The sequence below is a fragment of the Bacillus sp. BD59S genome, assembly GCF_007363175.1.
GTDB lineage: Bacteria > Bacillota > Bacilli > Bacillales > Bacillaceae_G > Bacillus_A > Bacillus_A pacificus.
In genome coordinates this window covers 4,537,215-4,561,690 of sequence record NZ_CP034686.1, presented here as the reverse complement: position 1 = coordinate 4,561,690, position 24,476 = coordinate 4,537,215, and the positions used below count along the sequence as shown (strand labels likewise).

Below are 24,476 nucleotides of genomic sequence, written 5' to 3'. Positions count from 1 at the left end.
GGAAGCGAATGGGTACATATGAAAAGATGATAGAGGTTGTGAAGAATTGGGATCCGTTTCAAATGGGACCGGAGTTTTATGAAACAGAAGCGAGCGATGTTGTGAATGTCGCAAGTGTATTTGATGATGCAAAATACATCGCAAAGAAGATTCAACATATATACTTTATGTCTTTTGAAGAAGTACCTGCGCTTGAAAAATGTGAGAAGTTAGCTGTGGAATTACTTGTAATAAAAGAAGGCGGAAGTTGTTCATTGTAGGCTGTCGGAATTTCCGACAGCCTTTTTATATTATTGTGCAGAAAACGCCATAATTTCTTCATAAACATGTTCCGGTTTTTCTTCAGGTAGTAAATGTCCTGTATTTTCATAAGAAACAAATTTCGAATTCGGTAAATCTTTGTGCAGACGATGACCTACATGTACAGGGACGACCCGATCTTTTTCACCCCAAATGAGTAGCGTAGGTGTTTCGATTTTTTGTAATTCAGTTGAAGATAAGTCACCTTCACGATCTCGTATCATACGAGTTAAAGCGGGGAATATACGGTCGTCATAAAAAGGAGCGGAGTAACCTTCCTTCATTTCATCGTCAATTAATGAATGATCATGAACGACATTCATTAAGTTATGAACGATGCCGCGCCTTATAATCCAGTTCTTTACGTATAAATGAAAGAACGGTAAATAAGAAGAATACATTAAAGGTAAGTTTGCCCGTGCTAAATAACTCGAGCTACATAGTAAAATTGTCTTTGAAATTAATTCAGGACGTATACGGTTTACATAAAGAGAAATTTGTCCACCCATAGAATGTCCAACTAACACAATATTTGAGAGAGATAGGTGTTCAATTAAATCGATTATAATCGTTGCTAAATTATGATAAGAGTACTTAAATAGATGAGACTTATCACTCTTTCCGAACGGTGGTAAATCAAGAGCAATGACTGTTCCTTCTTTCGATAATAAAGGAATAAGACGGCGATAACTGAATGAGGAAGATAAAAAACCGTGAACGAGTACGAAAGTCGGACGTTTTGTTTTATTATCATGTTCATACAATTCGTAATGAATCGTAGTGCCGCGAGTGGAAAAAGTGAAATAAGGACAAGTATATTGGTGATTCATTTTTTGTCACTCCATTGATTTTTGTTCATATCATCTCCAAGGCAGAAAAAAATATGTTAACAAAAAAAGGCAAGATGACGATGTCATCTTGCCTTTCGTTTACTCGATATTATCCGCGAACAATATTAGGCGGTATTTTTCCTTGTAACCCTGCAACTAAATTTTCAGCGGCGGTCATAGCCATTTGCTGCCTAGTTTTTAATGTTGCAGATCCGATGTGTGGTAAAGTCACAACATTTTGTAATGATAAGAGCGGATTATCTTTTTGAATTGGCTCTTGTGTAAACGTATCGATGCCTGCTGCAAAGATTTTCTTTTTAGTTAACGCATGGATTAACGCTTCTTCATCTACTGTTTTCCCGCGAGAAGCATTAATGAAGATAGCTGTTTCTTTCATGAATGAAAATTCCTTTTCTCCGATAAGATGATACGTTTCATCTGTTAATGGAGTAAGAAGAACGATAAAGTCAGACTGTTTGAGTAGCGTCTGTAAATCACAATATGTAGCATCGAATTTTTGTTCAGCTTCTTCTTTACGGCGACGGTTATAATAAAGGACATTCATATCAAATCCGAATTTCGCTCGTTTTGCAACGGCTTCTCCAATTCGTCCCATACCGATAATGCCGATTGTACTATGGTGTACATCTAGCCCAAAGTGCTCTTTTCCAATTTCTGCATTCCATTCACCATTTTTTACGTAGGAGTCGAGTTCACAAACACGACGACCAGCAGATAACATAAGAGCGAAAACGAGGTCAGCTACTGTATCATCTAGTACGTAAGGTGTATTTGTTCCGATTACATGGCGTTTTTCCATCGCTTGTAAATCAAAATTATCGTAACCGACAGAAATGTTGCTTACTACTTTTAAGTTAGGAGCCGCTTCCAATAATTCTTCATTAATAGCAGATCCAAAATTTAATAAACCATCTTTATCTTGTATTTTCTCTAGTAGAACATCACGAGGTACCTTCTCATTTTGCTCCCATTTTTCATAATCACAGTGTTCTGATAAATAGTTTTCTACAAATGTTGGAACTGGTTCAGCAATATAAACTTTTGGTTTCACGGTTCCATCCCCTTTCGCTTTATCACGCATTTTTCCACTGATTAAAGTTTCACTTTATTTTGACATAATTCACTAAAAAAATCTTCTTTTCAAACTGGAAAGTGTATTTGTATAATTTAGACACAAACGAAAAGGAAGGATGATTTATATGGTGACAGAAAAAGAATTAGAATTATTAGCTTGTCTTGAAAAAAGTAGTCGATTAACTGTAGATACATTAGCGAAGCTGTTAAATATAGAAGTAGAAGAAGTAAAGAAAATGGTTGAAAAATTAGAAGCGGAAAAGATTATTGTGGATTATGTCACACATATCGATTGGACGAAGGTGAAAGAACATACAGGTTTAACGGCAATGATCGATGTGAAAGTTACGCCAAAGCACGGCGTTGGGTTCGATGCGGTTGCGGAACAAATTTATCGTTATTCAGAAGTGAAATCTGTGTATTTAATGTCAGGGACATATGACCTTTCTATTACATTAGAAGGAAAGACAATGGGAGAAGTGGCGATGTTTGTTTCTGAGAAATTAGCAACAATTGAATCTGTCGTTTCTACGACAACGCATTTCATTTTGAAGAAGTATAAACATGAGGGAATTATTTATGAAAAAAACGATGATGATAAGCGAATTGTGGTGACACCATGAAGCAATTTGAACTATCTAGAGCAGCGGAATCTTTACAACCATCTGGTATTCGAAAGTTTTTCGATTTAGCAGCAAATATGAAAGGTGTTATTTCCCTTGGAGTAGGAGAGCCTGATTTCGTTACACCTTGGAATGTGAGGCAAGCATGTATCCGTTCTTTAGAACAAGGATATACGTCATATACAGCAAATGCAGGATTATTGGAGCTCCGTCAAGAAATAGCAAAGTATCTAAAAAAACAATTTGCAGTTTCTTATGATCCAAACGATGAAATCATTGTTACAGTTGGAGCAAGTCAGGCGTTAGATGTAGCGATGCGCGCCATTATAAATCCTGATGATGAAGTACTCATTATTGAGCCAAGTTTCGTTTCTTATGCCCCGCTTGTGACATTAGCTGGAGGCGTTCCAGTTCCTGTGGCGACTACTTTAGAAAATGAATTTAAAGTACAACCAGAACAAATTGAGGCAGCTATTACAGCGAAGACAAAGGCAATTTTACTTTGTTCACCAAATAACCCAACAGGTGCAATGTTAAACAAGTCCGAGCTTGAAGAAATAGCAGTGATTGTTGAGAAGTACAATTTAATCGTATTATCTGATGAAATTTATGCAGAACTTGTATACGACGAAGCATATACAAGTTTCGCGAGTATTAAAAATATGCGCGAGCATACGATTTTAATTTCGGGATTTTCAAAAGGATTTGCGATGACAGGATGGCGTCTTGGTATGATTGCAGCTCCTGTTCATTTTTCAGAATTAATGCTCAAAATTCACCAATATTCTATGATGTGTGCCCCGACGATGTCTCAGTTCGCAGCACTTGAAGCGTTACGTGCGGGGAATGATGAAGTAATTCGGATGAGAGATAGTTATAAGAAACGCCGTAATTTTATGACGACATCTTTCAATGACATGGGATTAACGTGTCATGTGCCGGGCGGAGCGTTTTATGTCTTTCCTTCAATCTCTTCAACTGGACTATCTTCAGCGGAATTTGCAGAACAGTTATTATTAGAAGAAAAAGTGGCTGTTGTACCTGGAAGTGTATTTGGCGAAAGTAGCGAAGGGTTTATTCGTTGTTCGTATGCAACATCGCTTGAACAGCTTATGGAAGCAATGAAGAGAATGGAACGGTTTATAGAGAATAAAAAAAGGACAAAACACAATACGTTTTGTCCATAAAAGGGGGGGAATACTAGAAAGCCATGTGTTAGTATTCTATCCTAATATTGGAGAATTATACTTATTTCAGGAAATTTTTTCATGAATTTTGAATGAGCTCTGTCATAGTGGTATAATTTACTAATATAAGGTGTGCGTATCCTGAGTTGCTTTACTTAGGGTACGTATGAACTAATCGGATATTTAACAATAAATCATCTGCTTTGCTATCTACAATTGTAGAGAAAATGGTAAACGTATGGGAGTGTTTCATATGTCAGAACAATATACAACAGGAGTGGTTGTAACAGGGAAAGTGACTGGGATTCAAGATTACGGTGCATTTGTAGCGTTAGATGCAGAAACACAAGGACTTGTGCATATATCTGAAATTACAAATGGATATGTAAAGGATATTCATGACTTTTTAAAAGTCGGCGATACAGTAGAAGTAAAAGTACTTTCAATTGATGAAGAACACAGAAAAATGAGTTTATCGTTAAAAGCGGCGAAAAGAAAACAAGGACGGATTCTTATACCGAATCCATCTAAGGACGGATTTAATACGCTGCGAGAAAAGCTAACAGAATGGATTGAAGAGTCCGAGTTAACAAAGTAAAAGAGGAGCGCATATGAGCGTTCCTCTTTTACTTTTTCTTATGATATATATTTGCAAATATGATTGCAGGCAATCATATTCGTATGTCGGAGGTGAGTAAGGACATACTGACTAGCGAATTTCGTTCGTTTCTGGGTGAGTACCAAGATTTTCTGATGGTTTAAAGAGTAAACCAAGATTGATCAGCCCAGAAATACCGACGATGCCGTAAATAATACGTGCAAGAGCGGAGTTTTGTCCACCGAAAATGGCTGCCACTAAGTCAAACTGGAAGAAACCGATTAATCCCCAGTTTACAGCGCCAATTACAGTAAAGACTAATGCGATACGTTGTAAAGTACTCATGAAAAAGCCCCCCTTAATTGTGAAGCATGAGCAAGCGATGAGTTAATTAACTCTTTTATAGAATGGGGTAGTTATGTTGTTTTTATACATAAAAAATGTTCGAAACAGGATGTATATACATCTATACCGAAAAATGCGAATTTTTATGCAAAAAATGAACTTTTTCTAAAAAATATATATTGGTTACGTTTACAATTGGCTAATCGCTTGATTTACAACTTCAGTTTCGCTAAAGTGAATACAGAAATACATATCCATAATTGGAGGGAAAAAGATGAGTACACATGTAACGTTCGACTATTCTAAAGCGTTATCCTTCATCGGTGAACATGAAATCACTTATTTACGTGATGCAGTGAAAGTAACACATCACGCAATCCACGAAAAAACTGGAGCTGGGAACGATTTCCTTGGGTGGGTAGACCTTCCGCTTCAATATGACAAAGAAGAATTTGCTCGCATTCAAAAATGCGCAGAAAAAATTAAAAATGACTCTGACATTTTACTAGTTGTAGGTATCGGTGGTTCTTACCTAGGAGCACGTGCAGCAATTGAAATGTTAAACCATTCTTTCTACAACACACTTTCTAAAGAACAACGTAAAACTCCACAAGTGCTATTTGTTGGACAAAACATTAGCTCCACTTACATGAAAGATTTAATGGATGTATTAGAAGGTAAAGACTTCTCTATTAACGTTATTTCCAAATCAGGTACAACAACAGAGCCGGCACTAGCATTCCGTATTTTCCGTAAGTTATTAGAAGAAAAATATGGAAAAGAAGAAGCCCGCAAACGTATTTATGCAACGACAGATAAAGCGCGTGGTGCATTAAAAACATTAGCTGATAATGAAGGTTACGAAACATTTGTTATTCCAGATGATGTTGGAGGACGTTTCTCTGTATTAACGCCAGTTGGTTTATTACCAATCGCAGTAAGTGGCTTAAATATTGAAGAGATGATGAAAGGTGCAGCTGCTGGTCGTGAGGACTTCGGTACATCAGAACTAGAAGAAAACCCAGCTTACCAATATGCAGTAGTTCGTAACGCTTTATACAATAAAGGAAAAACAATTGAAATGCTTGTTAACTATGAGCCAGCACTTCAATACTTCGCTGAGTGGTGGAAACAGTTATTTGGTGAAAGTGAAGGGAAAGATCAAAAAGGTATTTTCCCATCTTCAGCAAACTTCTCAACTGACTTACACTCATTAGGTCAATACGTTCAAGAAGGTCGTCGTGACTTATTTGAAACAGTTCTAAAAGTAGGTAAACCTACACATGAACTAACAATCGAATCAGAAGAAAACGATTTAGATGGATTAAACTACCTTGCTGGTGAAACTGTAGACTTCGTAAACACGAAAGCATACGAAGGTACATTACTTGCACATAGCGATGGCGGAGTACCAAACTTAATCGTAAATATTCCTGCATTAAATGAGTACACATTCGGTTACCTTGTATACTTCTTCGAAAAAGCATGTGCGATGAGCGGCTACTTATTAGGCGTAAATCCATTTGACCAACCAGGAGTAGAAGCATATAAGAAAAACATGTTTGCTTTACTTGGTAAACCAGGATTTGAAGAATTAAAAGCAGAATTAGAAGAGCGTTTAAAATAATAAAAAGCGGCCGGATCCGGCCGCTTTTTATTATTTCATCGAAAAGTCCATCAGTATATTCCAACTAGAGTGGGTATGCTAAGGAAAAAAGTCTAGGAGGGATGGACTTGATTCCGATTCAATCAAATTTAGAAGGACGTACATATGCGTTATATAAGTTAGAAGAAATAATGAAGCCACTCGGATATAGCATTGGGGGCAATTGGGATTATGATAAAGGATGCTTTGATTATAAAATTGATGAAGAAGATGGCTATCAATTTCTACGAGTGCCATTTACAGCGGTAAATGGTGAATTAGATGTGCCAGGCGTAATAGTCCGTCTTGAAACGCCGTATATTCTTTCGCACGTATATCAAGACGAACTAGATGATCATGTAAATACGTTAACAGCCGGCACGAGTGGATTGGATCAATTTGCTGAGCCGAAAGATCCAGATGGAGATGTAAAAAGAAAATATATCAATATTGGGAAAGTGCTCATGCAGGAACTAGAGCGTCATTTTACTAATGATGAATAACAATGAGTATGTCGCTTTCAATGAGAACAAAAGAATGAACTGGGTTAATCATATATTGTTCGTCGCGCTTTATACCTAGTAAGAGAATGTTTTGCTTTAAAAGAGTATAGCTACAATTTGCAAAAGTTTGGCCGGTGCAGGATGGGGGGAGCTCCATCAGTTGTAATTTATTATCAGAGATTTCGTCGTAAAGTGAAAATAGTACACCTGAAATGGAAGGGAATAAAAGAGAAGCGGTAAATACATAGCTCGTTAATTTATTTCCTTCTATAATTTCTGACACGCCAGCTCTCGTTGCATTTTGTATTTGTTCAGAAGTAAGAAGTTCGGCGATGCAGTGAATGTTTGGATTGAGTCCTTTTGCAGTTAAAATGTTTAAAACGGATTGTGTATCTGCTAGGCTTTCATTTTTTTCTTTATCAGCTGTTATTAATATAGTGTGAGCTGTTGTAATATTAGCTTTCAATAACGTTTGATCGTGATGGGGGCACCCCTTTATAAATTCTAAATGATGAAATGGTTTTGGAAGTAAAGAAAGTGTTTCATCAATTAAAACGATATCAAGGTTCGGTTGTAATACGTGCATTTGTTTTACAACATGTTTTGCCCGTTCATTCCAGCCGACGATAATCATATGACCGTTAGAAGTTGCAGCTTCTTCTCCTTTAATCTTCATATATTGTTTACTAATCATTTCAGTAGCGAACAATACCATATAATAAGAACAAAATCCTGTTCCTAATAAAATAATACCTATACCGATAAGTTTGCCCATTAGTGTATGCGGGGCAAAGTCACCGTAGCCAACAGTGAAAATGGTAACGATTGACCACCATATTCCATCAAACCATGTGGTAAAGTGCGATGGTTCTAATCTATGTATAAGAAAGCCAGAAAAAGCAGTAAGTACACTAATAAAGCAAATTAAACGAAAAATAATGGAATCACGAAATGTATCTACTAAATTTGGACGGGATTTCAAACTCTTATTCCTCCTTACTTTGCAGGACTACATTCATTGTTACCATTATAGAAAAAAGAAAAACTCTCTAATTTAAAAGAGAGTTTGTTTTACGTTACATACTTTCCACTTCAGTTTGTTGAACACTTTCAAGATGCTGGAGAGCATAGTAAACATCAGCAGTATGTCTTTTTTGATCGATACATAATTTAAGATGTAAATAGTGCGAGCCATTCTCCAATGTTTTGAGCTTCATATTCTTCACTTTTATATCCATTTCTTTTATTTCTTCAATTACAACCGGAATATTGTCCATATTTCGCACAACAAGTTTTACTGCGATATCACGTTGACGAAAGGATCTAGGTCCTACAAATTTCATTGTTAATGGTATAAGTTCAACGCTAATCATAAGGAAACACATTCCGAAAATCGCTTCGATATAAAATCCAGCTCCAACAGCAATACCAATACCAGATGCGCCCCAGATCATAGCAGCAGTCGTTAATCCTGCAATACTATCGTTTCCTCTTCTTAAAATAACACCAGCACCTAAAAAACCAATCCCTGATACAATTTGAGCGGCAAGTCGAAGTGGATCCATATTCATATGATCAGTATGTGGTAAATTGTAAGCTGCTTTAATAGAAACAATCGTCAGGAGGCAACTAATGATAGAAATAACTAAGCATGTTTTTAAACCAAGTGGTTTACGTTTTAATTCGCGCTCTAAACCGATGGCGAACCCTAAAATAGCCGAGAGACCTAGTTTGATTAATAAATCGGTATAGTCCATATATATTCCTCCTTGTATGGTATCGTATATAAATAAAACGTTTTTTATAGAAAGAAACGTTTTTGGATAGAGTGACTTTATATAGAATATATGTAGGAATCTCTTAGAAATGAAAGAGATATTTCGTTTAAGTATATGATATTAAAAAAGAAATGCAGTTAATTTAAAAAAAGTTTATAAAAGGTGTTGCATTTCATTTTTCACCATGATATATTAATAACCGTCGCTGATGCGGAAACGCAGAAAACGACAAAAAAGAAATTAAAAAACTTAGTTGACATCGAAAAACGAAGATGTTAACATAAGGAAGTCGCAAATGAGCGACCAAGTAGTTCTTTGAAAACTGAACGAAACAAACAACGTGAAACGTCAATTTTTATTTTAGATGCTAGACAAACTAACTTTATTGGAGAGTTTGATCCTGGCTCAGGATGAACGCTGGCGGCGTGCCTAATACATGCAAGTCGAGCGAATGGATTAAGAGCTTGCTCTTATGAAGTTAGCGGCGGACAGATTTCCCATAGCGTAAGCTAGTAAGATCCCTGAAAGATGATCAGGTTGATAGGTTCGAGGTGGAAGCATGGTGACATGTGGAGCTGACGAATACTAATAGATCGAGGACTTAACCATATAATATGAAGCAATGTTATCTAGTTTTGAAAGAATATAAAAAACTTGTTGACTTTCAAAGTTAAATGAGTTACAATAATTCTTGTCTTAAATGAATACAGTCTGGTAATGATGGCAGAGAGGTCACACCCGTTCCCATACCGAACACGGAAGTTAAGCTCTCTAGCGCCGATGGTAGTTGGGACCTTGTCCCTGTGAGAGTAGGACGTTGCCAGGCAAATGGAGGATTAGCTCAGCTGGGAGAGCACCTGCCTTACAAGCAGGGGGTCGGCGGTTCGATCCCGTCATCCTCCACCATTTAGCCGACTTAGCTCAATTGGTAGAGCAACTGACTTGTAATCAGTAGGTTGGGGGTTCAAGTCCTCTAGTCGGCACCAGAAATCATGGCGGTTGTGGCGAAGTGGTTAACGCACCGGATTGTGGCTCCGGCATTCGTGGGTTCGATTCCCATCAGTCGCCCCATTTTTCTTAAGTAAATTAATATGCGGGTGTGGCGGAATTGGCAGACGCACCAGACTTAGGATCTGGCGCCTTTGGCGTGGGGGTTCGACTCCCTTCACCCGCACTTTTAATTAAATAACTCATACATGTCTTGCGGAAGTAGTTCAGTGGTAGAATACAACCTTGCCAAGGTTGGGGTCGCGGGTTCGAATCCCGTCTTCCGCTCCAATTTTCAATATGACATGCCGGGGTGGCGGAACAGGCAGACGCACAGGACTTAAAATCCTGCGGTGGGTGACCACCGTGCGGGTTCGACCCCCGCCCTCGGCACCATATGCGCCCGTAGCTCAATTGGATAGAGCGTTTGACTACGGATCAAGAGGTTAGGGGTTCGACTCCTCTCGGGCGCGCTTTTATTAACGGGAAGTGGCTCAGCTTGGTAGAGCACCTGGTTTGGGACCAGGGGGTCGCAGGTTCAAATCCTGTCTTCCCGATATTACCCAAAAACATGGGGCCTTAGCTCAGCTGGGAGAGCGCCTGCCTTGCACGCAGGAGGTCAGCGGTTCGATCCCGCTAGGCTCCACTTATCTTAATATCATTTATGGCGGTGTAGCTCAGCTGGCTAGAGCGTACGGTTCATACCCGTGAGGTCGGGGGTTCGATCCCCTCCGCCGCTACCATAAAGGACCTTTAGCTCAGCTGGTTAGAGCAGACGGCTCATAACCGTCCGGTCGTAGGTTCGAGTCCTACAAGGTCCACCATAGACGTTTCTATCTCGGAGGTATACCCAAGTTCGGCTGAAGGGATCGGTCTTGAAAACCGACAGGCGGCGAGAGTCGCGCGGGGGTTCGAATCCCTCTACCTCCTCCATTTTTTCTAAAGTAAATATTTTATCATCGCGGGGTGGAGCAGCACGGTAGCTCGTCGGGCTCATAACCCGAAGGTCGCAGGTTCAAATCCTGTCCCCGCAACCAAATGGTCCCGTGGTGTAGTGGTTAACATGCCTGCCTGTCACGCAGGAGATCGCCGGTTCGACCCCGGTCGGGACCGCCATTTTTACATAAAGGCTCGGTAGCTCAGTCGGTAGAGCAGAGGACTGAAAATCCTCGTGTCGGCGGTTCGATTCCGTCCCGAGCCACCATTTTGAAATCACGAGCCGACTTAGCTCAATTGGTAGAGCAACTGACTTGTAATCAGTAGGTTGGGGGTTCAAGTCCTCTAGTCGGCACCACTTTCAAAATGAGCCATTAGCTCAGTTGGTAGAGCATCTGACTTTTAATCAGAGGGTCGAAGGTTCGAGTCCTTCATGGCTCACCATTTACAATTTAATGCGGGTGTAGTTTAGTGGTAAAACAAGAGCCTTCCAAGCTCTGGTCGAGAGTTCGATTCTCTTCACCCGCTTTTCAATTATGGGCCTATAGCTCAGCTGGTTAGAGCGCACGCCTGATAAGCGTGAGGTCGATGGTTCGAGTCCATTTAGGCCCACCATAATTGTTCCGCAGTAGCTCAGTGGTAGAGCTATCGGCTGTTAACCGATCGGTCGTAGGTTCGAGTCCTACCTGCGGAGCCATATTTATAGAGAAGTACCCAAGTGGCTCAAGGGGCTCCCCTGCTAAGGGAGTAGATCGCGAACGCGGTGCGAGGGTTCGAATCCCTTCTTCTCTGCCAGAACTGGCCCGTTGGTCAAGTGGTTAAGACACCGCCCTTTCACGGCGGTAACACGGGTTCGAATCCCGTACGGGTCATACTAAAAGAGATAGCATAATCTGCTATCTCTTTTTTGTTGTGTAAAAGTGGACTTTGGATAGTCTGCTTTTTTTATGTAATAGAAGAATATAGAGAGCCGTAAATACAATCATGTTGTTTATTTGGACCTGCATGGATATGAAGGAATGATCTATCTAACAAATTTTACTCCAGCTAATATATCTGAGAGCTACCGCGGAAAATAAATAATATATAGAAGAAGCTGTCTCTAAGTGGAGGGGATCTACCGGAGACAGCTTTTTTATGTTGTCATTATTGTCGAGTTTTGTCGGTAAGTCGATAAATTTCAAAAATCGCCGATATAATTTGAGTTACGGTCGATAAATTTCAAAAATCGCCGATATAATTTGAGTTACGGTCGATAAATTTCAAAAATCGCTGATATATTTGGAGTTACAGTCGATATATTCTAAAAATCGCCGATATAATTTCACTTACCGACAAAAACATAAGAAAATTCCTTTCACAATCTAAAGAAAACGCCTCCATTGAAATGGATTCCACGCCTATCCTAATAACTTTACACTCTATGTGAAAAAGTTCACAAATAGGTCATAATTTGTGAAGTAATTCACAATAATACGTGCTACAATATGAGTGTAAAGAAGTTAAACAACATTAAATTAGTATTTTAATTAATTACTTAAACAATCATAAAAAATATATGTGAACAATAGAGAGGGGAAATTACCATGAAAAAAGGTATCAATCGTGTAGTATTAGTAGGAACAGGAGCTGTAGGTTGTAGTTACGCTTACTCAATGATCAACCAAGGTGTAGCTGAAGAATTTGTATTAGTAGATGTTAATGAAGCAAAAGCAGAAGGGGAAGCAATGGACTTAAGCCATGCGGTACCATTCTCTCCATCACCAACAAAAGTTTGGAGCGGTAGCTATGCAGATTGTAAAGATGCAGATTTAGTAGTCATCACTGCTGGATTACCACAAAAGCCAGGTGAAACTCGTTTAGACTTAGTTGAGAAAAATACAAAGATCTTTAAACAAATCGTTCGCGGTATTATGGATAGCGGATTCGATGGAATCTTCTTAATCGCAACTAACCCAGTTGATATTTTAACTTACGTAACTTGGAAAGAATCTGGTTTACCAAAAGAGCGCGTAATTGGTTCTGGTACTACTTTAGACTCTGCTCGTTTCCGTTACATGTTAGGTGACTACTTAGATGTAGATCCACGTAACGTTCATGCTTACATCGTTGGTGAACACGGTGACACTGAACTTCCAGTATGGAGTCACGCTACTATCGGTGTACAAAAACTAGAAACAATCTTAGCTAACAACGAACAGTACAAACAAGAAGACTTAGATAAAATCTTCGAAAACGTACGTGATGCAGCTTACCATATCATCGAGCGTAAAGGTGCAACTTACTACGGAATCGGTATGTCACTACTTCGTGTAACTAAAGCAATCTTAAACAACGAGAACAGCGTATTAACTGTATCTGCATACCTTGAAGGTCAATACGGTGAGAAAGATGCTTACGTAGGTGTTCCAGCTGTAATTAACCGTGAAGGTGTACGTGAAATCGTAGAGCTTGAGTTAAATGAAGAAGAAAAAGCGAAATTCGCTCATTCTGTAAAAGTATTAAAAGAAACAATGGTACCAGTACTATAATAATTGCTAAATCATTCAGGGGCGGGACACGCTTCCTACCTCTGAATTCATATAATTTAATATAAATTCCTTTTCCGGTTTCCCTTGTATATCCCCAATATACCCCTTTTGCTGGATCAGGGTTGTTTATAGAAAAGAGCACTCTACTTTAAGTAGAGTGCTCTTTATTATTATTTTTTAGGTGTTAATCCTAATTTCTTTAAAATATCTGTCAGTGTACCGCTTTTTGATTTTTCAACAGCTGTTTGTGATTTAGATGCATCTGGACCTTTTTTCAAGAAGTTCTTTTCAACGAAGCGAATATCTTTTTCGTCGACAATACCATCTTTGTTAAGGTCGCCGTCTTTCACAGATAGCCCTTTTTTACCATAGTTGCTAGCGATAATTTCTGCATCTTTAATATCAATTACTTTATCGCCATTTACATCACCTGCAAGGTTTTCATCAAAGCGTGCATAATAATATTGGCCAATTAGCTTACCATCTTTCTCGGTACCTAATTTCGTTGTTAGTCGGCTTGTCAAATGCCCTGGTACTTCTACATATAAGTTGTAGTCGCGTTTATTAACAGGAAGTCCATTTAATTTGAAGTATCCGTATTTATCTAGTGAGCCTTCAAACTTATGACGGTAAGAATCAGTCGCATATACTTTTACGCCAAGCTTTGTATAATCGAACTTTTCATCTAAATATCCACGTTCATTTAAGAATGCGCCCGGTTTGATATTGCCTTCTACTAGTGAGTTTAAGGACATAACTGAGAATGATTGATCTTGAAGGACACGCATTCTATTTGGCTCTGTTTCTCCTGGTTTCCAGTATACAAACACGGCTGACTCTAATTGGGCATTTGCTTCATAAAACTCATCATTTTCTACTTTGAACGTTACATCAATGAACGGGAAATCACCATCTAATCCAGCGAAGTTTTTGTTATCGATAGCACCGCCAACTGTAACAGAGCCTGCTTCTAGTTTCGGTTCATTTACTTTTGCCGTTACACCTTTTTCAGAAAGGAGTTTTTCAAAAGCAGGATTGAATTTCGCATTTGCAAATTTGAAGTTCTTCTCTAGGAATTTTACGTTAAATTCCCCAGCAACAAATTGTTTCACATGTTTGGCGTTTAGCGTCACAGTGAATTCATCACCTTTATATACTTCTTTTTTATCATAGCTAGTTTTCGCATATTGAGCTCCTTGCGGGATAAACCAGTAGTTATTTACACCGCTTGGATAATCAAGAGCTGCAGTTGCATAATCGAAAATATATACGCCTGTGTTCATTGGACCTTCCACTTTAAAGGATTCAGGAGTAATGCCAACTTTAAAGTCTCCGTTTGCATTAATAGGTAAAAACTTATGCAAGTATGGAGAATAGTCATAATACATAACGCCATTCGCTTCTTGCGTAATATTTAACCCTTTTCCTTTTAAGTAATCAACGTTCGAATCATACACATTTCCTTTAATCCATAACGCTTTTTTACCATCTTCTACTGTATAATTTTCTTCATTTAATTCATAAATACCAGGTTTTAATCCAGTTAATTTTACTTCTGGCGGTGTATTATCAATTACGACATAATCACCTTTCACACGTGCTTTCCCAGCTTTGTCATAGCCAACAAACTCAATTGTGTAGTCTCCTTCTGGTAAGCTGATTTTCTCATCACCAATTGGTTTTGCAGGATCATTTGTGAAAGGATACACTTTTCCGTTAAAGAATGAATCTAAGTAGTAATATCTATCCGTTTTTAGTCCACTCGTGTTTAATGTCCCAAGGAAACCGAGCGCTTTATTTGTTTTCGAATCTTTCACGATAAGATCTAACGTTTCAAGTTCGCTATTTAATTGGAATGCCCCGTGTACATATGATTCACCGTATGGATTAAATTTCGATGTATCAGTTGAAATTGCTTTTCTTGATAATATGGCATTTTCAATACCAGGTTCTGATACACGAATAGAGAACGGAATTTGATACGTTTCTTCTTTATTTTTCGTATTTGTAATATGAATATATCCTTCATATCGGCCTTGTTTTACACCGGCTGGAACATTAATTTTTGCTTCAATTTCATCTGATTTTCCAGCATCAAGAGTAATTGTTTCTGGAACAGAAACTTTTACACCGTTTGCGGTAGCATCGTTAATAGAAGAAGATGCCGGTGTATAAGAAATTTCTGTTTTAAATTCTTTTTTCTCTTGTTTATTATGATTTTGTACTTTTATATTTCGTTTTTGTTCAAGAGCTTCACCGTCTTTTTGATAGAACTTCCCGAATGCGATGGATCCGGTTTCTTCTGGCACTTCAATTACTTCATCATTTACAACTGTTTTTGTTGTATCTAGCACTTTAAAACTTGTTTCCGTATGAACGGCGTTGTACGCATCTACTCGTCCAGCTCCAACTTCATATACGGAATACTTTTCTTTTAAATCATCAGCTGTGTTCATAAGAGATGCTTTCACATCAAACGGAGAGTATTCTGGGTGTTCTTGTAAAATAAGAGCAGCAACCCCCGCGATATGAGGAGAAGCCATAGATGTTCCTTGCATACGCTCATAGGAAACGTCATAGTTTTCGCCCTCTTGTGGGTCATTAATATATTCAGGTACTGTTGAAAGTACAGCAACACCAGGGGCTGTAATATCTGGTTTAATATCATCATTTGATGTAACAGGACCGCGTGAGCTAAAGTCTGCAAGATGATCGCCTTCTGTTTGAATATAACTAAGTTCGTCAAAGCTAAAGGATGTATTACCTTGTTCGATTTGAGTTTTTAGTTTTTCACCGTCTTCTTTCGTTAGGCGGAATGCTGGGATGTATTTTGTACTTTCGCCAACGTAGAAAGGAATTTCTCCGTCCACATTGTTATAAATAATAACGGCTTTTGCACCTGCTTGTTTTGCATTCGCAATTTTTTCATCAAATGACAGTGTACCGCGTGCAACGAGAGCGATTTTTCCTTTTACATCTTTTTTACTAAATTCGTCAGGTGTACCAATTCCTACAGATTCAATAGGTAAAGATTGTCCTTTGAAATCTTCTATTTTATCAGTGAAGTTTTTGCCAAATAAAATTAAGTTAGGGAATTGTACCTGTCCAGCATGACCTGATAGTTTCGGCAAGGAAATAGAACTATCACTTGCCCCGACCGTAATCGCAAATGGAGAAGCACCTGGTGATCCGAGTGTCGCTGGGTTTGGACCAGAGTTTCCAGCAGCAACGACTGTAACAACACCGGAAAGCATAGCGTTATTGACAGCGATAGACGTAGGATCAAGCGGGTTGTTGCTATCGTCACCTAACGATAAATTAATAACATTCATACCGTCAGAAATAGATTTATCGATTGCAGCAATAATACCAGAACTATCTCCACTTCCGTATGGACCGAGTACACGATAGTTATACAGTTCAATGTCAGGTGCAACACCTTTTACTGCGGAATCTGATGTGTTTTTCTTTTGAGCAGAAACGATACCTGCTACGTGAGTACCGTGGGCTGTGTAGAAGGAAGAACCACGATCATCAAATTCAGGAGCACCAGATTGTTGCCACTCTGTATAAGTTGTTTCCATCGGATCCGCATCGTTATTAATAAAGTCCCAACCTTTTACGGAGTTTGGGTCTACCCTGCTAGAATCTTCACCTGGTTTTGCACGATAGCCCTTATAGACGTCTTTTAAGTCAGGATGATTGTAATCAATGCCTGTATCTAATACACCAACTTTAATTCCTTTTCCGGTAATGCCTTCGCTATGTAACTTATCGACCCCAATTTGCGGAATACTATCTGTTAGTTTTTGAGGTGCTTTTTGCTCTGCTTGTTTTGGTAAATTTAATTTCACTTCGTAATCTTTCCAAATACGTTTTACAACACCAATTCGTAACAATTCTTCCACTGTATTTGCAGGTAATGTTAGGGCAACCCCATTTATAGCATGTTTATAAGAACGTTTAATTTGTACAGACTGGAAATTCCCTGACTTTACTGATGGGCTGAATTGATGAAGACGTTTTAGTCCTTTTTGGAATTCTTCATGTTCTTGATCGATACGTGCTTTTATATTTTCAGGAGCAGCTTGTAGTCCTTTTTCTTTTTGCTTTAATTTATTAATTTTTACTGGAGCAGTTTGAAATTCTACAATGATATTTACTGGTTCGGAACTACTCGTATTAATATCTGGCGAAATCGTAAAGCCAGGATTGGCATCTAACGTTTGTAATGCCTGACGCTGTTCTTTAGAAAGTTTTGATAGTAAAGACTGGGCGTTTGAAGAGTCAATTTGGTTAATTGGATTTTCAGCAAGTACATTGAACGGAAGGGCAGTTGAAAACAGAACGCCAGCCGTTACAATTCCGGTAACAAAACGATTTTTCTTTTTCATGTATAAGCCTCCGATAATTTATATTTTAAATATTACTTCTCTGTGCCTGGTGTTTGCTCTGCATGGAATGTCCAGTTTAGCTGTAAGGAATCGCCCTGGAATTTATTTTGATCTTGGTCGTTGTCTTCAAAGGAGAAGAGAACGTGTAAATAATCTGTTTCACCAGATTTAATACCATCTATTAAGTTATGACGTTCTAGAGAAGTAGCCACATCCTCAGGTTTCATAGTTTTTAATTCTGATAGTTTTGTTTCCCACAAAATTTCATGATCATCGTTTGGATTAGACGGCTTTCCATCATTCACTAAAAATTTGACGATGATGTGATCGCCTAAATCTTCACCATCATTATTTTTCTTTGCATCTGTAACTTCATAGGATGTTTCAAGTGCTACTTTTGCAATATCCAATGATCCTTTATTTTCAAGCGTGAAATTTTTTTCAATAAAGTCACCTGGTTTTAAATCTTTCACATCAACAATTACACTTGGATTAATAGAAAGGTCTAGTGTTCCAGCTTGAAATGAGTTACTAGATGTTTCAGAATCACTGAAGTAGGCGAATACACCGCCGAATGTAAGGGATAAGCCAAGCGAAGCTGTGACAACTCCCATTCCAACCTTTTGTTTTAATGACATAAGAAAGCCCCCTAATTAAATTTTTATGGCGACTGTTCGTAACAAGGATAAATAAGTAAACATAGTAGTCCGCTATGAATTATAGTTACGAAAAATCGATGTTCTTTATTGAGAACAAGTATATGCGTATAAATTTTCCATTTCAATACAATTGTGACGAAAAATGTTGAGAAACATTTTTTTATGACAGATTATTTTGTTACGATTTCAAGTGGAAATAGGATAAAAAAGAGGATGAATCTAATAAAATAGAGGTTGAGAAATAAATAGTAAGATGAAAGACTAGTAAAAAATGAAGCGTTTTCAATGAATATTCGTCAAAATTCGATATTTTATATAGAAATGTAAAAAAAATTCAACATTTTCAAGAAAAAAACGTATATTTTTTATAAATGAACAAGGATATTTCAGTTTTTCGCAGAATTGGTAAAGTATAAAAAATTCTGTCATCTTAGTGAGGTGAGCATATTGAGTGTAATAAATTGTGAAGAAGTGAAACGAGATGAGTTTCATACAGAAAAGTACTATGACAGTTATAACATCTTTGGTGCACATATTGTGACGGAAGATGAGATGCGAGGTGTACGATTTACAGTATGGGCTCCTCATGCGAAAGCAATGAGTGTTGTTGGAAATTTTAATGAATGGGATTATGAGCAACATAAGATGCTACAAGTGACAGAAGAGGGAATTTGGTCCCTATTTATACCGCATATTGAAGAAAAAGAAATATATAAATATGCGATTGAAACGATGGCTGGTGATGTCATTTTTAAGGCAGATCCGTATGCTGTGTATGCAGAAGTAAGACCGAATACGGCATCTGTAGTTTTTGATATAAAGGGATACGAATGGAATGATAAAAACTGGAGTCGTAAGAAAAAGAAAAAATCGGTTTATAAAGAAGCGATGACAGTTTATGAATTGCATTTCGGTTCTTGGAAAAAGAAAGAAGATGGAACGCTGTATTCTTACAGGGAAATGGCAGAAGAACTCATTCCTTATGTGGTGGAGCATCAATTTACACATATTGAAATTATGCCGCTTGTTGAGCATCCATATGATCGTTCTTGGGGATACCAAGGGACGGGATATTATGCAGCAACGAGTAGATTCGGCACGCCACATGATTTGATGCATTTTGTCGATGAATGTCATAAATATGGAATCGGTGTCATTTTAGATTGGGTGCCGGGGCATTTTTGTAAAGATGCTCACGGTTTATATTTGTTTGATGGCACACCGACCTATGAATATAAAGATAAAGATGTACAAGAAAATCCAGTATGGGGAACTGTTAACTTTGATTTAGGAAAGAGGGAAGTACGTAATTTCTTAATTTCAAATGCGTTATTTTGGATGAGATATTTCCATATTGATGGTTTCAGGGTAGATGCAGTTGCGAACATGCTCTACTGGAATAAAGAAGGACAAGAGCAAAGTAATGAGCACGCTGTTTCATTTTTACGGGAGTTAAATGAAGCGGTATTTGCAGAGGATGAAGATTTTCTTATGACAGCTGAGGATTCAACAGCTTGGCCACTTGTAACAGCTCCAACGTATGAAGGTGGGCTTGGATTCAATTACAAATGGAATATGGGCTGGATGAATGACGTGTTGAAATATATGGAGTGTGCGCCAGAGTACAGAAAATATATTCATGAGAAAATGACGTTCTCTTTACTATATGCTTACTCTGAAAATTTCATATTACCGCTTTCTCATGATGAAGTCGTTCATGGGAAAAAGTCGTTATTAAATAAAATGCCAGGAGACTACTGGGATAAGTTTGCTCAACTTCGTTTATTATATGGATATTTCTTTACTCACCCAGGAAAGAAATTACTTTTCATGGGAGGAGAATTCGGGCAGTTTGATGAGTGGAAAGACCTTGAAGATTTAGATTGGAATTTACATGATTTTGAAATGCATCGTTATATGCATGATTACTTTAAAGAGCTCATAGCATTGTATAAGCGCTCTAAACCACTTTGGCAGCTTGATCATTCGCCTGAAGGATTTCAGTGGATTGATGCTAATAATAATGAGCAAAGTATTTTCTCATTTATCCGCCAAGGGGATAAACAAGAAGATGCGTTAGTTGTCGTATGTAATTTTACGAAAGCTACATATGAAAACTATAAAGTAGGTGTACCAGATTTCGAGTGTTATAACGAGATTTTAAACAGTGATGCTGAGCAATATGGCGGATCAGGGCAAGTAAATAAGAAACGTCTGAAGGCGATTCAAGAACCGTTTCATAATCAAGCAGCACATGTAGAAATTACAATTCCACCATTTGGCGTATCCATATTACGACCAGTGAAGACGAGAAAGGGGAGCAAAAAACAAGATGGCTCAAAAACAAAAGTGCGTAGCAATGTTACTAGCAGGGGGAAAAGGTAGTCGATTAAGTGCATTAACAAAAAATTTAGCCAAGCCAGCTGTTCCATTTGGTGGTAAATATCGCATTATTGATTTTACGCTAAGTAACTGCGCAAATTCTGGTATTGAAACGGTTGGGATTTTAACGCAATATCAACCACTCGAACTTCATAATTATATCGGAATCGGCAATGCGTGGGATTTAGACCGAGTAAGCGGTGGAGTCACAGTATTACCTCCTTATGCGGAGTCTTCAGGTGTGAAGTGGTACACAGGTACGGCAAGTGCCATTTATCAAAACTTAAACTATTTAAGTCAATATGAACCAGAGTATGTTCTCATTTTATCAGGCGACCATATTTACAAAATGGATTACAGTAAAATGCTAGATTACCATATTGAGAAAGAAGCGGACGTTTCCATTTCTGTTATTGAAGTGCCTTGGGATGAGGCGAGTCGTTTCGGTATTATGAATACGAACGAAGAGATGGAGATTGTTGAATTTGAAGAGAAACCGCAATTTCCAAGAAGTAATCTTGCATCAATGGGAATTTACATTTTTAACTGGGCAATTTTGAAAGAGTATTTAGAAATGGATGCAAGAAACCCTGAATCTAGTAATGATTTCGGAAAAGATGTACTTCCGCTTTTATTAGATGAAGGGAAGAAGTTAATGGCGTATCCGTTTGAAGGGTATTGGAAAGATGTTGGAACGGTGAAGAGCTTATGGGAAGCGAATATGGATTTACTTCGCGATGAAACATCACTGAATTTAAATGATCGTAATTGGCGTATTTATTCTGTTAATCCAAACGAACCACCTCAATATATCGCTGAAAAGGCAAAAGTAGAAGAATCACTTATTAACGAAGGATGCGTCATTGAAGGGGACGTGAAGCATTCTGTATTATTCCAAGGAGTGACGGTGGAAGAAGGTAGTATGGTTATTGATTCTGTCGTTATGCCTGGAGCGAAGATTGGTAAAAATGTTGTGATTGAAAGAGCAATCGTTGGATCGGAAATGGTTATTGAAGATGGAACAATCATTCGTCCAGAGAAAAATGTTGACGATGTAGTACTCATTGCTGAAGGGAAATAGAAAAGGGGGATGAAATGAATGGGAGAAAAAATGTTAGGAATTATTAATGCAACGGGAAGTTTTCCTTCCTTAAAGAAAGTAACAGGGCATCGTTCACTAGCGGCGTTACCGTTTGGGGGCCGTTATCGACTCATTGATTTCATGCTTTCAAATATGGTGAATTCTAATATTCATAGTGTGGCAGTTTTTACAAGCCATAAAAACCGTTCGCTAATGGACCACGTTGGTTCAGGAAAACAGTGGGATTTAGATAGAAAAAGAGACGGACTGTTTTTATTCCCGCCAAACTGCCAATGTGATCAAGATGAATTTGGATCTTTTGCGCATTTTAGAAGACATATTGATTATTTTCTAAGAGCTAGAGAAGAATACGTTGTTATTACGAATAGCCATCTCGTAACAGCATTAAATTTTCAAGCTGTGTTAGAGCGACATATACATACGGCAGCTGATATTACGGAAGTTTGCCATGAAGGGGTTTCGCTTCAAACATACGTGTTAAAGAAACAATTATTGTTAGATTTATTTGAGTCATATAAAGATGTGGAACAATATAGCTTATTCGATGTAGTGAGAGAAAAGCGCGGAAAATCACTACATATTGCTACGTATGAGCATACAGGATATGTAGCTATTATTGATTCGATTGAAAGTTACTATAAACATAGCTTAGAAATTTTGCAACCTGCTATTTGGAAGCAACTATTTAAGAAAGAAGCACCGATCTTTACGAAAGTAAAAGATGAACCACCAACTCGTTACCTAAAGGGTGCAGTCGTGAAAAACACAATGATTGCAAACGGCAGTATTATTGAAGGTGAAGTAGAAAATAGCGTTGTCTCCCGTTCTGTTAAAATTGGAAAAGGTTCAATTGTTCGTAATAGCATTATTATGCAAAAGAGCCAAATTGGAGATAACTGTATAATAGACGGTGTTATTATTGATAAAGACGTGAAAATTGGTGACGGTGTTGTTTTAAAAGGAACCGCCGATGAGCCATACGTTGTAGAAAAAGGAAGCATTCAAAACAGTACGATTAATAGTTATTCTTAAGAAATCAGTGGGGGGTTTTCCTCCACTGATTAAAGTTTTAATTTAAATGAAAACTCGAAGGGAGGAAGCTGCAAGGGAAGTAGTATAAACTTTTCGTGCAGTGGGACAACAAGTGAATATTTTATTTGCAGTATCAGAATGTGTACCATTTGTTAAATCGGGAGGATTAGCTGATGTAGCAGGTGCGCTCCCAAAAGAGCTCAAAAAATTAGGTGTGGAAGTTCGCATTATACTCCCGAATTATAGTCTTATTCCGCAAAAATTAAGGGATGGATGTACGTTACATAAAGTAATTAACGTCCCGCTTGGGTGGAGAAATCAATATTGCGGAATTTTAAAAGGTGAGCAAGACGGGATTACGTATTACTTAATAGATAATGAATATTATTTTAAGAGGGATTCTCTGTATGGCCATTATGATGACGGAGAGCGTTTTTCTTATTTCTCGAAAGCAGTATTAGAGTGTATCCCGCATCTTGATTTTGAAGTGGATGTTCTTCATAGCCATGATTGGCATACAGCTATGGTCAATTTCTTGCTGCGTGAAAAGTATCAAGATAATCCATTATATGAGCATATTAAAACAGTATATACGATTCATAACTTGCAGTTCCAAGGTGTATTTCCTCCTGAAGTGATGTATGACTTGTTAGAACTTGGTGATGAATATTTTCATAGTGAGCAGTTAGAGTTTTATGGAAATGTGAACTTTATGAAGGGTGGCATTATCGCTTCTGATCAAATTACAGCGGTTAGCCCGACATATAAAGAAGAAATTCAATATGAATTTTTCGGTGAGAAGTTAGATGGATTACTGCGAAAATATAATGATAAGCTAAGCGGCATTGTAAACGGAATTGATACGAGCGTATATAATCCAGAAACGGATTCGTATATTACTGCTCAGTACGATGCAGATTCATTATATGAAAAGAATGAAAATAAACGCGCGTTGCAGCGTTATTTTGGTTTGCCAGAAAAAGAAGATACACCAATTATTTCTATGGTAACGAGATTAACGAAGCAAAAAGGTCTTGATTTAGTACGTACTGTATTCCGAGAAATAATGGAGGAAGATGTACAATGTATTATTTTAGGATCAGGTGATTCGGAATATGAACAATTCTTTGAGTGGATGGCATATGAGTATCCTGAGAAGGTAAAAGTGTATATTGGCTTTAATGAAGAGTTAGCTCATCAAGTATATGCGGGAAGTGATTTATTCTTAATGCCATCACTGTTTGAACCGTGTGGACTTGGACAACTTATCGCATTAGCGTACGGTACGATTCCAATTGTAAGGGAAACAGGCGGATTAAATGATACGGTACACTCTTATGACGAAGAAACTGGAGAAGGAAATGGTTTCAGTTTCACGAGTTTTAATGCACATGACATGTTGCACACGGTTCGTCGTGCAATTGGATTTTATCATGATAAACCGGTATGGGAGCAGCTTGTAAAACAAGCGATGACTGAAGATTATAGCTGGGAGAAATCAGCTCTTGCTTATAAGAAATTGTATAAAAGTCTCATGGAATAACATGTA

The 24,476-nt window shown here is 38.0% G+C and carries 18 protein-coding genes, 22 tRNA genes and 1 rRNA gene; 34 read left to right on the top strand and 7 right to left on the bottom strand.

The window, feature by feature from the left end; translation table 11 throughout:
* Positions 1–8 precede the first annotated feature (8 nt).
* Positions 9–260, top strand: a complete 252-nt coding sequence (locus tag EKQ63_RS26090; RefSeq protein ID WP_087954957.1) for a YugE family protein — start codon at positions 9–11, stop codon at positions 258–260.
* A 30-nt stretch (positions 261–290) separates the two neighbouring features.
* Here EKQ63_RS26090 and EKQ63_RS26085 read toward each other — a convergent pair whose 3' ends face one another.
* A complete protein-coding gene (locus EKQ63_RS26085; RefSeq protein ID WP_087954956.1) occupies positions 291–1,130 on the bottom strand; it encodes an alpha/beta fold hydrolase in 840 nt (279 codons plus the stop codon).
* A 109-nt stretch (positions 1,131–1,239) separates the two neighbouring features.
* The gene (locus EKQ63_RS26080; RefSeq protein ID WP_143881638.1) at positions 1,240–2,232 is read right to left on the bottom strand and encodes a 2-hydroxyacid dehydrogenase; all 993 of its coding nucleotides are present in this window, start codon (positions 2,230–2,232) and stop codon (positions 1,240–1,242) included.
* Positions 2,233–2,350: 118 nt separating this feature from the next.
* On the opposite strand from EKQ63_RS26080, the gene EKQ63_RS26075 reads away from it, so the two are divergent.
* The 3 genes from EKQ63_RS26075 to yugI all read left to right on the top strand — a co-directional run bounded on the left by EKQ63_RS26075 (position 2,351) and on the right by yugI (position 4,633).
* Positions 2,351–2,848, top strand: coding sequence for an Lrp/AsnC family transcriptional regulator (locus EKQ63_RS26075; protein WP_000255706.1), 498 nt, complete (start codon positions 2,351–2,353; stop codon positions 2,846–2,848).
* The gene (locus tag EKQ63_RS26070; protein ID WP_087954954.1) at positions 2,845–4,035 is read left to right on the top strand and encodes an aminotransferase; all 1,191 of its coding nucleotides are present in this window, start codon (positions 2,845–2,847) and stop codon (positions 4,033–4,035) included. Before EKQ63_RS26075 ends, EKQ63_RS26070 begins: the two co-directional genes overlap by 4 nt.
* 253 nt (positions 4,036–4,288) lie before the next feature.
* Positions 4,289–4,633 (top strand): S1 domain-containing post-transcriptional regulator GSP13, encoded by a 345-nt coding sequence (gene yugI, locus EKQ63_RS26065; RefSeq protein ID WP_000003767.1) that lies wholly within the window; start codon positions 4,289–4,291, stop codon positions 4,631–4,633.
* Between the two features lie 111 nt (positions 4,634–4,744).
* On the opposite strand, the gene EKQ63_RS26060 is transcribed toward yugI, so the two are convergent.
* The gene (locus EKQ63_RS26060; RefSeq protein WP_000105788.1) at positions 4,745–4,978 is read right to left on the bottom strand and encodes a DUF378 domain-containing protein; all 234 of its coding nucleotides are present in this window, start codon (positions 4,976–4,978) and stop codon (positions 4,745–4,747) included.
* Between the two features lie 274 nt (positions 4,979–5,252).
* Here EKQ63_RS26060 and EKQ63_RS26050 point away from each other — a divergent pair, with 274 nt between their 5' ends.
* A complete protein-coding gene (locus tag EKQ63_RS26050; protein ID WP_087954953.1) occupies positions 5,253–6,605 on the top strand; it encodes a glucose-6-phosphate isomerase in 1,353 nt (450 codons plus the stop codon).
* A gap of 107 nt (positions 6,606–6,712) precedes the next feature.
* Positions 6,713–7,126 carry a YugN-like family protein gene (locus tag EKQ63_RS26045; protein WP_016718787.1) on the top strand — a complete coding sequence of 138 codons (414 nt, stop codon included), beginning with the start codon at positions 6,713–6,715 and terminating at the stop codon, positions 7,124–7,126.
* Here EKQ63_RS26045 and EKQ63_RS26040 read toward each other — a convergent pair.
* Both EKQ63_RS26040 and EKQ63_RS26035 read right to left on the bottom strand, forming a co-directional pair.
* Entirely contained in the window at positions 7,113–8,108 is a 996-nt protein-coding gene (locus tag EKQ63_RS26040; RefSeq protein ID WP_143881637.1) for an ion channel, read from the bottom strand. The two genes, EKQ63_RS26045 and EKQ63_RS26040, sit on opposite strands and share 14 nt — an antisense overlap.
* Positions 8,109–8,202: 94 nt before the next feature.
* On the bottom strand, positions 8,203–8,883 hold the full coding sequence (locus EKQ63_RS26035; RefSeq protein WP_000386681.1) for an MgtC/SapB family protein: 681 nt from the start codon (positions 8,881–8,883) through the stop codon (positions 8,203–8,205).
* Between the two features lie 731 nt (positions 8,884–9,614).
* Here EKQ63_RS26035 and rrf point away from each other — a divergent pair.
* From rrf to EKQ63_RS25915, 24 genes are all read left to right on the top strand, one after another.
* A 5S ribosomal RNA gene (gene rrf / locus EKQ63_RS26030) occupies positions 9,615–9,730 on the top strand.
* 4 nt (positions 9,731–9,734) lie between these two features.
* Positions 9,735–9,810, top strand: a tRNA-Val gene (locus EKQ63_RS26025).
* A gap of 4 nt (positions 9,811–9,814) precedes the next feature.
* Positions 9,815–9,890 (top strand) — tRNA-Thr (locus EKQ63_RS26020).
* A gap of 9 nt (positions 9,891–9,899) precedes the next feature.
* A tRNA-His gene (locus EKQ63_RS26015) sits at positions 9,900–9,975 on the top strand.
* A 22-nt stretch (positions 9,976–9,997) separates the two neighbouring features.
* Positions 9,998–10,078: transfer RNA gene (locus EKQ63_RS26010), tRNA-Leu, on the top strand.
* A 29-nt stretch (positions 10,079–10,107) separates the two neighbouring features.
* Positions 10,108–10,182, top strand: a tRNA-Gly gene (locus EKQ63_RS26005).
* A 16-nt stretch (positions 10,183–10,198) separates the two neighbouring features.
* Positions 10,199–10,287 (top strand) — tRNA-Leu (locus EKQ63_RS26000).
* Between the two features lie 3 nt (positions 10,288–10,290).
* Positions 10,291–10,364: transfer RNA gene (locus EKQ63_RS25995), tRNA-Arg, on the top strand.
* 10 nt (positions 10,365–10,374) lie between these two features.
* Positions 10,375–10,448 (top strand) — tRNA-Pro (locus EKQ63_RS25990).
* A gap of 16 nt (positions 10,449–10,464) precedes the next feature.
* Positions 10,465–10,537: transfer RNA gene (locus tag EKQ63_RS25985), tRNA-Ala, on the top strand.
* A 20-nt stretch (positions 10,538–10,557) separates the two neighbouring features.
* Positions 10,558–10,634 (top strand) — tRNA-Met (locus EKQ63_RS25980).
* Between the two features lie 4 nt (positions 10,635–10,638).
* Positions 10,639–10,715: transfer RNA gene (locus EKQ63_RS25975), tRNA-Ile, on the top strand.
* 16 nt (positions 10,716–10,731) lie between these two features.
* Positions 10,732–10,824, top strand: a tRNA-Ser gene (locus EKQ63_RS25970).
* Between the two features lie 27 nt (positions 10,825–10,851).
* Positions 10,852–10,928 (top strand) — tRNA-Met (locus EKQ63_RS25965).
* Positions 10,929–10,931: 3 nt separating this feature from the next.
* Positions 10,932–11,007 (top strand) — tRNA-Asp (locus EKQ63_RS25960).
* 12 nt (positions 11,008–11,019) lie between these two features.
* Positions 11,020–11,095 (top strand) — tRNA-Phe (locus tag EKQ63_RS25955).
* A 14-nt stretch (positions 11,096–11,109) separates the two neighbouring features.
* A tRNA-Thr gene (locus EKQ63_RS25950) sits at positions 11,110–11,185 on the top strand.
* A gap of 10 nt (positions 11,186–11,195) precedes the next feature.
* Positions 11,196–11,271: transfer RNA gene (locus EKQ63_RS25945), tRNA-Lys, on the top strand.
* Positions 11,272–11,284: 13 nt separating this feature from the next.
* Positions 11,285–11,355: transfer RNA gene (locus EKQ63_RS25940), tRNA-Gly, on the top strand.
* Positions 11,356–11,365: 10 nt separating this feature from the next.
* Positions 11,366–11,442 (top strand) — tRNA-Ile (locus EKQ63_RS25935).
* A gap of 7 nt (positions 11,443–11,449) precedes the next feature.
* Positions 11,450–11,524: transfer RNA gene (locus EKQ63_RS25930), tRNA-Asn, on the top strand.
* Positions 11,525–11,531: 7 nt separating this feature from the next.
* Positions 11,532–11,622, top strand: a tRNA-Ser gene (locus tag EKQ63_RS25925).
* A 5-nt stretch (positions 11,623–11,627) separates the two neighbouring features.
* A tRNA-Glu gene (locus EKQ63_RS25920) sits at positions 11,628–11,699 on the top strand.
* A 714-nt stretch (positions 11,700–12,413) separates the two neighbouring features.
* Complete coding sequence (locus EKQ63_RS25915) at positions 12,414–13,358, top strand: L-lactate dehydrogenase (protein ID WP_143881636.1); 945 nt, start codon at positions 12,414–12,416, stop codon at positions 13,356–13,358.
* A gap of 170 nt (positions 13,359–13,528) precedes the next feature.
* On the opposite strand, the gene EKQ63_RS25905 is transcribed toward EKQ63_RS25915, so the two are convergent.
* Entirely contained in the window at positions 13,529–17,752 is a 4,224-nt protein-coding gene (locus EKQ63_RS25905; RefSeq protein ID WP_143881635.1) for a S8 family serine peptidase, read from the bottom strand.
* Between the two features lie 32 nt (positions 17,753–17,784).
* Positions 17,785–18,390, bottom strand: coding sequence for a CalY family protein (locus EKQ63_RS25900; protein WP_048551095.1), 606 nt, complete (start codon positions 18,388–18,390; stop codon positions 17,785–17,787).
* 468 nt (positions 18,391–18,858) lie between these two features.
* On the opposite strand from EKQ63_RS25900, the gene glgB reads away from it, so the two are divergent.
* From glgB to glgA, 4 genes are all read left to right on the top strand, one after another.
* On the top strand, positions 18,859–20,796 hold the full coding sequence (glgB, locus tag EKQ63_RS25895) for a 1,4-alpha-glucan branching protein GlgB (RefSeq protein WP_087953117.1): 1,938 nt from the start codon (positions 18,859–18,861) through the stop codon (positions 20,794–20,796).
* The gene (gene glgC, locus EKQ63_RS25890; protein WP_000057613.1) at positions 20,744–21,874 is read left to right on the top strand and encodes a glucose-1-phosphate adenylyltransferase; all 1,131 of its coding nucleotides are present in this window, start codon (positions 20,744–20,746) and stop codon (positions 21,872–21,874) included. The genes glgB and glgC overlap by 53 nt, the downstream gene beginning before the upstream one ends.
* An 18-nt stretch (positions 21,875–21,892) precedes the next feature.
* Positions 21,893–22,927, top strand: coding sequence for a glucose-1-phosphate adenylyltransferase subunit GlgD (gene glgD, locus EKQ63_RS25885; RefSeq protein ID WP_087953116.1), 1,035 nt, complete (start codon positions 21,893–21,895; stop codon positions 22,925–22,927).
* 112 nt (positions 22,928–23,039) lie between these two features.
* Positions 23,040–24,470: a glycogen synthase GlgA gene (gene glgA / locus EKQ63_RS25880; protein ID WP_143881789.1), complete on the top strand. Its 1,431-nt coding sequence runs from the start codon at positions 23,040–23,042 to the stop codon at positions 24,468–24,470.
* Positions 24,471–24,476: the final 6 nt, after the last annotated feature.

Excerpts from the sequence above, each read along its gene's own strand:
- EKQ63_RS25905 (WP_143881635.1), bottom strand. The coding sequence starts at position 17,752 with ATGAAAAAGAAAAATCGTTTTGTTACCGGAATTGTAACGGCTGGCGTT.
- EKQ63_RS26060 (WP_000105788.1), bottom strand. The coding sequence starts at position 4,978 with ATGAGTACTTTACAACGTATCGCATTAGTCTTTACTGTAATTGGCGCT.
- yugI (WP_000003767.1), top strand. The coding sequence starts at position 4,289 with ATGTCAGAACAATATACAACAGGAGTGGTTGTAACAGGGAAAGTGACT.
- EKQ63_RS26035 (WP_000386681.1), bottom strand. The coding sequence starts at position 8,883 with ATGGACTATACCGATTTATTAATCAAACTAGGTCTCTCGGCTATTTTA.
- glgD (WP_087953116.1), top strand. The coding sequence starts at position 21,893 with ATGGGAGAAAAAATGTTAGGAATTATTAATGCAACGGGAAGTTTTCCT.
- EKQ63_RS26085 (WP_087954956.1), bottom strand. The coding sequence starts at position 1,130 with ATGAATCACCAATATACTTGTCCTTATTTCACTTTTTCCACTCGCGGC.
- EKQ63_RS25900 (WP_048551095.1), bottom strand. The coding sequence starts at position 18,390 with ATGTCATTAAAACAAAAGGTTGGAATGGGAGTTGTCACAGCTTCGCTT.
- EKQ63_RS26050 (WP_087954953.1), top strand. The coding sequence starts at position 5,253 with ATGAGTACACATGTAACGTTCGACTATTCTAAAGCGTTATCCTTCATC.
- EKQ63_RS26075 (WP_000255706.1), top strand. The coding sequence starts at position 2,351 with ATGGTGACAGAAAAAGAATTAGAATTATTAGCTTGTCTTGAAAAAAGT.
- EKQ63_RS26070 (WP_087954954.1), top strand. The coding sequence starts at position 2,845 with ATGAAGCAATTTGAACTATCTAGAGCAGCGGAATCTTTACAACCATCT.
- glgC (WP_000057613.1), top strand. The coding sequence starts at position 20,744 with ATGGCTCAAAAACAAAAGTGCGTAGCAATGTTACTAGCAGGGGGAAAA.
- EKQ63_RS26080 (WP_143881638.1), bottom strand. The coding sequence starts at position 2,232 with ATGCGTGATAAAGCGAAAGGGGATGGAACCGTGAAACCAAAAGTTTAT.
- EKQ63_RS26090 (WP_087954957.1), top strand. The coding sequence starts at position 9 with ATGGGTACATATGAAAAGATGATAGAGGTTGTGAAGAATTGGGATCCG.
- EKQ63_RS25915 (WP_143881636.1), top strand. The coding sequence starts at position 12,414 with ATGAAAAAAGGTATCAATCGTGTAGTATTAGTAGGAACAGGAGCTGTA.